At 73.5% G+C, this 10,581-nt stretch carries 9 protein-coding genes; 3 read left to right on the top strand and 6 right to left on the bottom strand.

Translation table 11 applies throughout. The annotated features are described in order from the left end of the window. Positions 1-329 precede the first annotated feature (329 nt). Genes BM142_RS23955 through BM142_RS23940 form a run of 4 tightly spaced genes read right to left on the bottom strand, consistent with a single transcriptional unit; the run spans position 330 to position 4,195 of the window. Positions 330-953: a LutC/YkgG family protein gene (locus tag BM142_RS23955; protein ID WP_092204028.1), complete on the bottom strand. Its 624-nt coding sequence runs from the start codon at positions 951-953 to the stop codon at positions 330-332. Further along, positions 950-2,410, bottom strand: a complete 1,461-nt coding sequence (locus BM142_RS23950) for a LutB/LldF family L-lactate oxidation iron-sulfur protein (RefSeq protein WP_092204026.1) — start codon at positions 2,408-2,410, stop codon at positions 950-952. The genes BM142_RS23955 and BM142_RS23950 overlap by 4 nt, the downstream gene beginning before the upstream one ends. After that, complete coding sequence (locus BM142_RS23945; RefSeq protein ID WP_092204024.1) at positions 2,407-3,180, bottom strand: (Fe-S)-binding protein; 774 nt, start codon at positions 3,178-3,180, stop codon at positions 2,407-2,409. The genes BM142_RS23950 and BM142_RS23945 overlap by 4 nt, the downstream gene beginning before the upstream one ends. 10 nt (positions 3,181-3,190) lie before the next feature. Next, positions 3,191-4,195: a LacI family DNA-binding transcriptional regulator gene (locus tag BM142_RS23940; protein ID WP_254791235.1), complete on the bottom strand. Its 1,005-nt coding sequence runs from the start codon at positions 4,193-4,195 to the stop codon at positions 3,191-3,193. Between the two features lie 227 nt (positions 4,196-4,422). On the opposite strand from BM142_RS23940, the gene rhaI reads away from it, so the two are divergent. The 3 genes from rhaI (at position 4,423) to BM142_RS23925 (ending at position 9,262) form a co-directional block, all read left to right on the top strand. Next, positions 4,423-5,592 carry an L-rhamnose isomerase gene (gene rhaI, locus BM142_RS23935; protein ID WP_092204020.1) on the top strand — a complete coding sequence of 390 codons (1,170 nt, stop codon included), beginning with the start codon at positions 4,423-4,425 and terminating at the stop codon, positions 5,590-5,592. A 96-nt stretch (positions 5,593-5,688) separates the two neighbouring features. After that, the gene (locus BM142_RS23930; RefSeq protein ID WP_254791234.1) at positions 5,689-7,725 is read left to right on the top strand and encodes a bifunctional aldolase/short-chain dehydrogenase; all 2,037 of its coding nucleotides are present in this window, start codon (positions 5,689-5,691) and stop codon (positions 7,723-7,725) included. 73 nt (positions 7,726-7,798) lie between these two features. Beyond that, positions 7,799-9,262, top strand: a complete 1,464-nt coding sequence (locus BM142_RS23925) for a rhamnulokinase (protein ID WP_254791233.1) — start codon at positions 7,799-7,801, stop codon at positions 9,260-9,262. Between the two features lie 27 nt (positions 9,263-9,289). On the opposite strand, the gene BM142_RS23920 is transcribed toward BM142_RS23925, so the two are convergent. Together BM142_RS23920 and BM142_RS23915 are read right to left on the bottom strand one after the other, a co-directional pair. Next, positions 9,290-9,619 carry a WhiB family transcriptional regulator gene (locus tag BM142_RS23920; protein WP_092204016.1) on the bottom strand — a complete coding sequence of 110 codons (330 nt, stop codon included), beginning with the start codon at positions 9,617-9,619 and terminating at the stop codon, positions 9,290-9,292. Between the two features lie 170 nt (positions 9,620-9,789). Next, positions 9,790-10,236 carry a nitroreductase/quinone reductase family protein gene (locus BM142_RS23915; RefSeq protein ID WP_254791229.1) on the bottom strand — a complete coding sequence of 149 codons (447 nt, stop codon included), beginning with the start codon at positions 10,234-10,236 and terminating at the stop codon, positions 9,790-9,792. Positions 10,237-10,581 lie beyond the last annotated feature (345 nt).

Here is a 10,581-nt window from a genome sequence, read left to right as displayed (position 1 = left end):
GCAAGCCGACCCATCACAGACCTGGCTCGTATCGGGCACCGACGGGCAGCAGCGCGAGGGGCCGAACCGGCGATTGGGCTGTGAGCCACGACGCCGACCCACCAGTACGGTTCGACGAGCGTGACGCTCGACCTCAGACACGCCGAAGCGCCCCCGCCGAACGCCGTCCTGCGGAACCAACCCGCGAATATCAGCATCGACCGCGCGTCGCACCGACACGCTCACCCCGTCGCACCGCCGATCCGAGCCAGCACAAAAGCGAGGCGCCGCCAGAGCACCCAGCCCCGGCGGCGCCTCGCCCTGCCCTCTTGACAGCGAGGGACTACATATCAGCCCACCAGGACGACGAGCAGCGTGCGCGGGCCGTGGACGCCCTCGACCCGCTGCAGCTCGATGTCGCTGGTGGCCGACGGGCCGCTGATCATGGTCAGCGGGGCGAGCGGGTCCAGCCGGGCCAGCCCCTCGGGGACACCGCCCACGACCTGGTCGGCGGTCACGACGCAGACCAGGCAGTCGGGCAGCAGCGACAGCGCCCGGCGCCCGGAGCGCGGGCCGCCGTCCAGGACCAGGGTCCCGGTCTCGGCGATCGCGACCGAGACGCCGGTCAGGGCCGCGGCGGCGTCGGCGAGGGCGACCGCGGGGCGGCCGTCGTCCTCGACGGTGCCGTCCGGCCGCCAGCCCGCCGGCACGCCCGGGGCGACGACGACGTCGGCAGGGGAGTGCTCCCCGAGCGCCGTCCGCAGCGCACCGGTGACCGCGGTCGCGACGTCGGCCGGCACGCAGCGCACCACCGACGCCCGGTAGTCCTCGAGCCGCTCGGTCAGGACGTCGAGCAGCTGCGCGGGGGAGCGGTCGTCGGTGAGCCGGTAGTCCCGCGCGACCTCGGCCGGGGCGGCGCGGTCGGGGCCGAGGGCGGTCCGGATCCGGCCCAGGATGTCCTCGCGCGCCGTCATCCGCCGTGCTCCCGGGCCCAGGCCTGGGTGAACGTCTCCCGCGGCGGGGTCGGCAGGTCGCGGGTGCGGGTCCACCCCGAGGCCGGCGGCGGCAGGGCCGCCGGCAGGGTCGGCCTGCCCCGCGCCAGGAACCGGCCGAGCCCGGCGGCCCGCTGCGCGAGCCGCCACAGCCGGGGGTTCGACATGGCCCTCGACAGCGCCCGGAACGCGACTGCCTCGGGGGTGGTGCGCGCCTGCGCCTCGACGTGCTCGCCGCGCAGGTGGACCAGGATCGAGGGGATGTCGATCGCCACGGGGCAGACGTCGTAGCAGGCGCCGCAGAGCGACGAGGCGTAGGGCAGCGAGGCGTTGTCCTCGATCCCCGTCAGCTGCGGGGAGAGCACCGCGCCGATCGGGCCGGGGTAGACCGAGCCGTAGGCGTGCCCGCCCGCGCGCTCGTACACCGGGCACACGTTGAGGCAGGCGGAGCACCGGATGCAGTGCAGCGCCTCGCGGCCCACCTCGTCGGCGAGCACCGCCGTCCGCCCGTTGTCGACCAGCACGAGGTGGAACTCCTGCGGCCCGTCGCCGGGGGTCACACCGGCCCACAGGGAGGTGTAGGGGTTCATCCGCTCGCCGGTGGAGGACCGGGGGAGCAGCTGCAGGAACACCTCGAGGTCGCGCCAGGTCGGCACCACCTTCTCGATGCCCATGACGGTGATCAGCGTCTCCGGCAGGGTCAGGCACATCCGGCCGTTGCCCTCGCTCTCGACGACGGCGAGCGTGCCGGTCTCGGCGACGGCGAAGTTCGCGCCGCTGATGGCCACCCGCGCCCGGAGGAAGCGTTCGCGCAGGTGCGCCCGGGCGGCCATGGCGAGCCGGCGCGGGTCGTCGGTGAGCGTGGGGTCCACCCCCGGCATCTCGCGCAGGAAGATCTCGCGGATCTCCGCGCGGTTCTTGTGGATCGCCGGCACGAGGATGTGCGAGGGCTGGTCCTCACCCAGCTGGACGATCAGCTCGGCGAGGTCGGTCTCGTGCGCGGCGATGCCCGCGGCCTCCAGGGCTTCGTTGAGCCCGATCTCCTGGGTGGCCATCGACTTGACCTTGACCACCTCGTCGGCCCCCGTCGCCCGGACCAGGCGGGTGACGATCGCGTTGGCCTCGGTGGCGTCGCGGGCCCAGTGCACCGTGCCGCCGCGGGCGGTGACCTGCTCCTCCAGGGCGATCAGGTGCTCGTCGAGGCGGGCCATGGTGGCCGCCTTGATCGCCCGGCCGGCCTCGCGGAGCTCCGCCCAGTCCGGCACCTCGCCGACGACCGCCGCCCGCTTGCCGCGGATGGTCGCGGTCGCGTGGCCGAGGTTGGCCCGCAGCTGCCCGTCGCGGAGGGAGTCGCGGGCGGCGTCGGGGAAGGACCGGTCGCCGCGCAGGTGACCCACCCCGCGGGGCGCGGTGGGTATGCCGAGGAAGACCGCGGTCATCGGGCCACCGCCGGCCGGGTCGACTGGTGCGGCGACACCGCTTCCTCCGTGGCGGCGAGGATCTCGGCGAGGTGGACCGTGCGGGTGCCCGAGCGCAGCCGGGAGAGGCCGCCGCCGATGTGCATCAGGCAGGACGCGTCTCCGGCGGTGCAGACCTCGGCGTGCGTGGACAGCACGTTGGCCATCTTGTCGGTGAGCATCGCCGTCGACGTCTCGGCGTTCTTCACCGCGAACGTGCCGCCGAAGCCGCAGCACTGGTCGGCCGCGGGCAGCTCGACGAGGTCGAGGCCGCGCACCGCCCGGAGCAGCTGCAGCGGGCGGTCGCCGACGCGCAGCAACCGCAGCGAGTGGCAGGTCGGGTGGTAGGTGACGCGGTGCGGGTAGTAGGCGCCGACGTCGGTGACCCCGAGGACGTCGACCAGGAACTGCGACAGCTCGTAGGTCCGCTCCGCCAGGGCCGCGGCCTCGTCGGCGAGGGCGTGCTCGCCGGCGCGCCGGGCGACGGCGGCCTGCTGGTGGTGGATCGAGGCGACGCACGACCCGGAGGGGGCCACGATCGCCTCGGCCCCGGCGAAGGCGCGCACGTGGTTGGCGACGATCGGGACGGCCTCGCGCCGGTAGCCGGTGTTGACGTGCATCTGACCGCAACAGCTCTGGCCCGCCGGGACGACCACCTCGTGGCCCAGCCGCTCCAGCAGCGCCGCCGTCGCCCACGCGACCTGGGGGACCATCGTGTCCACCAGGCAGGTGGCGAACAGAGCGACCCTCATACCGTGCTCCTCACGTGGTCGGGTCCCGGCGCACCATGCTCGACTCCCGGACGACGAGCGTCGGCCCGAAGACCTGCTGCTCGTGGCGGTGCCCGTCGCCCCGGGCCTCGGCGAGCAGCAGCTCGGTGGCCCGCCGGCCCAGCTCGAGCCGCGGCTTGCGCACCGAGGTGAGGGGGACGGCCGCGGCCGCAGCGAAGTCGATGTCGTCGTACCCGACGATGGCGAGGTCGTCGGGGACCCGGACGCCATGGCGCACCATCCCCTGCAGGACCCCGAGGGCCATGAGGTCGTTGGCGCACACCACGGCGGTCGGCCGGCGCGCGGCCGGGATGCCGACGATGCGTGCGGCCGCCTCCAGGCCGCCCGCGACGGTCAGGGACTCCGGGGCGATGACGGTCAGCCCCTGGTCCGAGCCGCAGACCGTCCGCACCGCCGCGCTGACGCCGTCCAGCCGTTCCTGCACCTGCGGGAGGCCGGAGACGCCGCCGACGAACGCGATCCGCCGGTGGCCGTGCTCGAGCAGGTGCTCCCCGGCGAGCCGGCCGCCGAGCTGGTCGTCGACGGCCACCGAGCACTGGCCGGCGTCCGGCGCCCGGCGGTCGACGAGGACCACCGGCACCCCGCGCCGGCGCAGGGACGCCAGCTGGGGGGAGGGCTCGGCGGTCGGGGTGATCAGCACGCCCTGCACCCGCTGCTCGGCCAGCGCGTCGAGATGGGCCGCCTGCTTGTCCGGCTCGTCATCGGTGTTGCAGAGGATGACCGACAGCCCCTGGGCATTCGCCACCTCCTCGACGCCCCGGGCGACGTCGGTGAAGAAGGGGTTGGCGATGTCGAGGACGACCAGGCCGATGGTGCGGCTGCGGCCGGCCCGCAGCTGGCGAGCCGACTCGTTGCGCACGAACCCGAGTGCGTCGATGGCGCCGAGGACGCGGTCGCGGGTCGACTCGCCGACGGTGTCGGGTCGGTTCAGGACGTTGCTGACCGTCCCCACGGAGACCCCGGCCCGCTCGGCCACGTCCCGGATGCTGGCGTTCAGGGCCTCTCCTCGGTTCGGGACACCGTCTGATGAACCGTCTCAGCCGGTATGGCGATCCGCCTCCGCGGCGCGGATGCGCGCCGTCGGCGGGGTCTGTTGACACAGGTCTACCAGTCTCCCTATGGTCGGCGCCACACGTTCTGAAACGTTTCATCTCGCGGCTGCCGGCTCACCGACCCGATGCGGCTGCACGATCGGAGACCCTCGTGACCGACCTCCGCACCGCCGCTCTCGACGCGCTGGCGACGCAGACCATCGAACTGCCCTCCTGGGCGTTCGGGAACTCCGGCACCCGCTTCAAGGTGTTCGGCCGGCCGGGCGTGGCCCGCGACCCCTACGAGAAGCTCGAGGACGCCGCCCAGGTGCACCGGTACACCGGGGTCGCCCCGCGGGTGTCGCTGCACATCCCGTGGGACCTGGTGGACGACTACGGGAAGCTCGCCGCCCACGCCGCCGACCTCGGGGTCGGGATCGGGGCGATCAACTCGAACCTGTTCCAGGACGACGCCTACCGCCTGGGCTCCCTGACCCACGCGGACCCCGCCGTCCGCCGCAGGGCGATCGACCACCACGCGCAGTGCGTCGAGGTCATGCACGCGACCGGCTCCACCGACCTCAAGGTGTGGCTGCCGGACGGCACCAACTACCCGGGGCAGGACGACCTGCGGGCGCGCCAGGACCGGCTCGCCGACTCGCTGCAGCGGATCTACGCGATGCTCGGCCCGGACATGCGGATGCTGCTCGAGTACAAGTTCTTCGAGCCGTACTTCTACGCGATGGACATCCCCGACTGGGGGACCTCGCTGCTGCACTGCCTGGCGCTGGGCGACCAGGCGACGGTCGTGCTCGACACCGGGCACCACGCGCCGGGCACCAACATCGAGTTCATCGTCGTACAGCTGCTGCGCGCCGGGCGCCTGGGCGCCTTCGATTTCAACTCGCGCAACTACGCCGACGACGACCTGATCGTGGGCTCGGCCGACCCGTTCCAGCTGTTCCGGATCATGAACGAGATCGTCGGCAACGACGCACTCCGTCCCGGGTCGGGCGTCAACTTCATGCTCGACCAGTGCCACAACATCGAGCCGAAGATCCCCGGCCAGATCCGGTCGGTCATGAATGTCCAGGAGGCGACGGCGAAGGCGCTGTTGATCGACCGGACGGCATTGGCCGAGGCGCAGCAGTCCGGAGACGTCCTCGGCGCCAACGCGGTGCTCATGGACGCCTACGGCACCGACGTCCGGCCGCTGCTGGCGCTGCTGCGCGAACAGCGGGGGCTCGACACCGATCCCTACGCCGCCTACGCGCGCTCCGGCTACCAGGAGCGCATTGCCCGCGAGCGCGTCGGCGGCCAGCAGGCCGGCTGGGGCGCCTGAGTAAGGACCCCCTGCCCCCCACCGCTCGCACGCTCGCGGCGGGACCCTGCAGGGGGCCACGGCTGGGCACGAACCATTGAGAGAGGACTCCTGAACGTGACGAACCCCGTGGTCAGCGACCTGATCGCGCGCAGCAACCGGCTCGGGGCAGACCCGCGCAACACCAACTACGCCGGCGGCAACACCTCCGCCAAGGGCAGCGAGACCGACCCGGTCACCGGGCAGCCGGTCGACCTGCTCTGGGTGAAGGGCTCCGGCGGCGACCTCGGCACGTTGCAGGAGGGCGGTCTCGCGGTCCTCCGGCTCGACCGGCTGCGCTCGCTGGTGGACGTCTATCCGGGCGTCGAGCGCGAGGACGAGATGGTCGCCGCCTTCGACTTCTGCCTGCACGGCAAGGGCGGCGCGGCGCCGTCGATCGACACCGCCATGCACGGCCTGGTCCGCTCGGCGCACGTCGACCACCTGCACCCCGACTCCGGCATCGCCCTGGCGACGTCCGCCGACGGGGAGGCGCTGACCCGGGAGTGCTTCGGCGATCGGGTGGTGTGGGTGCCGTGGCGGCGGCCCGGCTTCCAGCTCGGGCTGGACATCGCCGAGATCGCGGAGAAGAACCCGCAGGCGATCGGCTGCATCCTCGGCGGCCACGGCGTCACCGCCTGGGGCGACACCAGCGAGCAGTGCGAGGCCCACAGCCTGGAGATCATCCGGACGGCGGAGCGGTTCCTGGCCGAGCGCGGCCGCCCCGAGCCCTTCGGTGCGCGCATCGACGCATTCGAGCCGCTGCCGACGGCTGAGCGCCGGCACCTCGCCGCCGCGCTGGCGCCGGTGATCCGCGGCCTGGCCAGCACGGACAAGCCGCAGGTCGGCCACTTCACCGACAGCGACGTCGTCCTGGACTTCCTCGCCGCCGGCGAGCACCCCCGGCTCGCCGAACTGGGCACGTCGTGTCCCGACCACTTCCTGCGCACGAAGGTGCGCCCGTTGGTCCTGGACCTGCCGGCCACGCAACCGCTCGACGAGCTGGTCGACCGGCTGCAGGTCCTGCACGCCGAGTACCGCACCGCGTACGCGGAGTACTACGACCGCCACGCCACCCACGACAGCCCGCCAATGCGTGGGGCCGACCCGGCCATCGTGCTCGTGCCAGGGGTGGGCATGTTCAGCTTCGGCCCGAACAAGCAGACCGCCCGCGTCGCCGGCGAGTTCTACGTGAACGCGATCAACGTGATGCGCGGCGCCGAGGCCGTCTCCACCTACGCGCCGATCGACGAGAGCGAGAAGTTCCGCATCGAGTACTGGGCGCTGGAGGAGGCCAAGCTGCAGCGGATGCCGGAGCCGAAGCCGCTGGCCACCCGCGTCGCCCTGGTCACCGGCGCCGCGAGCGGCATCGGCAAGGCGATCGCCGTCCGCCTCGCCGCCGAGGGCGCCTGCGTGGTGGTCGCCGACCTGGACCTGCAGAAGGCGACCGATGCGGCGGCCCAGATCGGCAGTTCCGACGTGGCGATCGGCGTGGCCGCCGACGTGTCCGACGGCGAGGCCGTCGCCGCGGCGTTCCGGGCGGCGAACCTGGCCTTCGGCGGGGTCGACCTCGTCGTGAACAACGCCGGGCTGTCGATCTCCAGGCCGCTGCTGGAGACCACCGAGCAGGACTGGGACCTGCAGCACGACGTGATGGCCAAGGGCAGCTTCCTCGTGTCCCGCGAGGCTGCCCGGATCATGATCGCCCAGGGCATGGGTGGCGACATCGTCTACATCTCCAGCAAGAACTCGCTGTTCGCCGGCCCGAACAACCTCGCCTACGGCGCGACCAAGGCCGACCAGGCGCACCAGGTCCGGCTCCTGGCCGCGGAGCTCGGCCCGCACCAGATCCGGGTCAACGGCATCAACCCGGACGGCGTCGTCCGCGGGTCGGGCATCTTCGCCGGCGGGTGGGGTGCCCAGCGGGCCGCCGTCTACGGGGTGAAGGAGGAGGAGCTCGGCGAGTTCTACGCCCAGCGCACCCTGCTCAAGCGCGAGGTGCTGCCCGACCACGTGGCCGACGCGGTGTTCGCCCTGACCGGCGGCGACCTCACCCGGACGACGGGGCTGCACGTGCCGGTGGACTCCGGCGTGGCCGCGGCCTTCCTGCGCTGATGCACGGGAACGACGGGCGAGTGAGCATCGCAGCGACGAGCGGGCGAGGCACGGAGCGAGCTGGAGTCGAGCCGTGAGCGCCAGGTTCGCCGCCGTCGACCTGGGCGCGTCCAGCGGCCGGGTGATGGTCGCGGAGGTCGGCCCCGACCGGCTGGACCTGCGCGAGGTGCACCGGTTCCCGAACCGGCCGGTGCGCGCCGCGGGCGCCCTGCACTGGGACGTGCTCGGCTTGTACGCGGGGGTGCTGGACGGCCTGCGGGCGGCCGGGCGGGACACCGGCCGGCTGGACGGCATCGGCATCGACAGCTGGGCGGTCGACCACGGACTGCTCGACGCCGACGGGACGCTGCTGGGCAACCCGGTGCACTACCGCGACGCCCGGCACGCCACCGCCGTCCCGGGGGTGCACGCCGTCGTCCCCGCCGACGAGCTGTACCGCGTCACCGGCCTGCAGCACCTGCCGTTCACCACCGTCTTCCAGCTCGCCGCCCGTCGGGGCACGGCACAGCTCGAGGCAGCCCGGCGGCTGCTGCTCGTGCCGGATCTGATGGCCCACTGGCTCACCGGCACGGTCGGCGCCGAGGTCACCAACGCGTCGACGACGGGGCTGCTGGACGCGACCACGCGGCGGTGGTCGTGGGAGCTGGTCGACCGGCTCGGCCTGCCGCGCGGGCTGTTCCCGCCGCTGCGGCACCCGGGGGAGCGGCTCGGCGAGCTGCGGGGTGACGTGCTCGAGGAGACGGGACTGCTCGGCCCGGTGCCGGTGACGGCGGTCGGGTCGCACGACACGGCGTCCGCGGTGGTCGGCGTGCCGGCCGTCGGTCACCGGTTCGCCTACGTCTCCTGCGGCACGTGGTCGCTGGTCGGCGTCGAGCTGGAGCGCCCGGTGCTCACCGACGAGAGCCGGGCCGCGGGTTTCACCAACGAGCTGGGGGTGGACGGGACCGTCCGCTACCTGCGCAACGTCATGGGGCTGTGGTTGCTCCAGGAGTCGCTGCGCACGTGGGGAGCCGGGGGACGGACGGCGGATCTCCCCGCCCTGCTGGCCGAGGCGGCGCGGGTGCCGGCCTTCACCGCCGTCGTCGACCCGGACGACGCGCGGTTCCTGCCGCCGGGCGACATGCCGGCCCGGATCGCCGCGGCCTGCGCGGACACCGGGCAGGTGCCGCCCCGGAGCCAGGCCGAGACGGTGCGCTGCATCCTCGACAGCCTGGCGCTGGCCTACCGGCGCACGATCCGCCGGGCGGTCGAGCTCTCCGGTCGGGACGTGGAGGTGGTGCACCTGGTGGGCGGGGGAGCGCGCAACACGCTGCTCTGCCAGTTGACCGCCGACGCCTGTGGTTTGCCCGTGGTGGCCGGTCCGGTGGAGGCGGCGGCCCTGGGCAACGTGCTGGTCCAGGCCAGGGCCGGGGCCGTGCTGCCCGGTGGGCTGAGCGAGCTGCGAACCCTGCTGGTCAGCACGCAGGAGACGGTCACCTACCGCCCCTCGGCCGGCGCGCAGCCGGCGTGGGCAGCCGCCGAGGAGCGCGTGCCGTAGGTGGGCAACTGAGCCCGGCAGTCCGCGTCAGGCGCTGAGGGCCTCCCGTCGCTGCACGCGCACCCGGCGCCGCTCGCGCTCGGAGAGGCCGCCCCAGATGCCGAAGCGCTCGTCGCCGGCCAGCGCGAACTCCAGGCACTCGGCCCGCACCGGGCACCCCGCGCAGACCCGCTTGGCCTCGCGGGTGGAGCCGCCCTTCTCCGGGAAGAACGCCTCCGGGTCGGTCTCGGCGCACAGGGCGTCCACCCGCCATCCCTCGTCGGTGGCCGGGGCGTCGCTCCACGGCGACCGGTGCGGTTCAGGGGTCGCCGTGGGGTCGGCGAGCAGGGTCAGGAACGGGCGGGAGAAGGACGGCACGGGAAGCTCCTCGGGTGTGATGCAGGCTCCGACCCGTGACGGACCGGTACGACCTGGCTGCTGTCCGTGACGCTACGGAGGAACGGCCGTCCTCCGCATCGCCCAATCCGAACGAAACGGTCTCGTCCTGTTGGTGGATTGTGTCGACAAGTCGACGGCGGGCAGGTTGCTCAGGTCCGCGCGCCCTCGTGCCCGTCCGGGGGCTCGAGCAGGAGCACCGGGATGCGCCGCCGGGTACGCCGCTGGTACTCCACGTAGGAGGGGAACACCGTGCAGGCCAGGGACCACCACCTGCTCCGCTCGGCTCCCGAGACCTCACGGGCCGCCAGGTCGAGCAGCAGGTCGCCGTCGCGGAGGACGACGCGCGGGCGGGCGAGCACGTTGGCGTACCAGTCCGGATGCCGGTCCTCCCCACGGGTCGAGGCCACGGCGGCGTAGATCCCGGCGTGCTCGACGCGCATGAGCGGGGTCTTGCGGACCAGTCCGCTCCGCGCCCCCACCGTCGTGAGCAGCACGACGGAGCGCCCGCGCAGTCCCGACCCGGTGCGCTCGAGGTGGGCCACTTCCTCGCGCACCCACGGCACCGGGCTGGGACCGTAGTCAGCGGCGGGGAGCACGTGCCCAGTCTGCCGTCCGGGTCCCGGCCACCCGCCGGCGGACCCGGTCAGACGGTATGACCCGACCGATCCCGTGGGGAGCGGTTGCGGGTCGGGGCCTTCCACACCAGAAACGTGGGTTACCGGGGAGGAGCCCCTGCCCGGCCTATCCGACATGTGTGGGAGGCCCCGATGGGTGTGGAGCGTACGAGCGTCGGGCTGGACGTGCACGCACGATCGGTGTCCGCGGCGGCGATCGACGGCGTCACGGGCGAGTTGATCAAGAAGCGGCTGGTACCCACGACCGACACCGTGATCGAGTGGGTGCGTGGCCTGCCGGGTCCGGCGGCGGTCACCTACGAGGCC

The sequence above is a fragment of the Blastococcus tunisiensis genome (genome assembly GCF_900112815.1).
Lineage (GTDB): Bacteria > Actinomycetota > Actinomycetes > Mycobacteriales > Geodermatophilaceae > Blastococcus_B > Blastococcus_B tunisiensis.
This window is presented reverse-complemented; position numbering and strand designations above follow the sequence as displayed.

What these genes read in the sequence shown, in the direction of transcription:
- BM142_RS23945 (WP_092204024.1), bottom strand. Translation starts at nt 3,180, where the DNA reads ATGAGGGTCGCTCTGTTCGCCACCTGCCTGGTGGACACGATGGTCCCC.
- BM142_RS23955 (WP_092204028.1), bottom strand. Translation starts at nt 953, where the DNA reads ATGACGGCGCGCGAGGACATCCTGGGCCGGATCCGGACCGCCCTCGGC.
- BM142_RS23950 (WP_092204026.1), bottom strand. Translation starts at nt 2,410, where the DNA reads ATGACCGCGGTCTTCCTCGGCATACCCACCGCGCCCCGCGGGGTGGGT.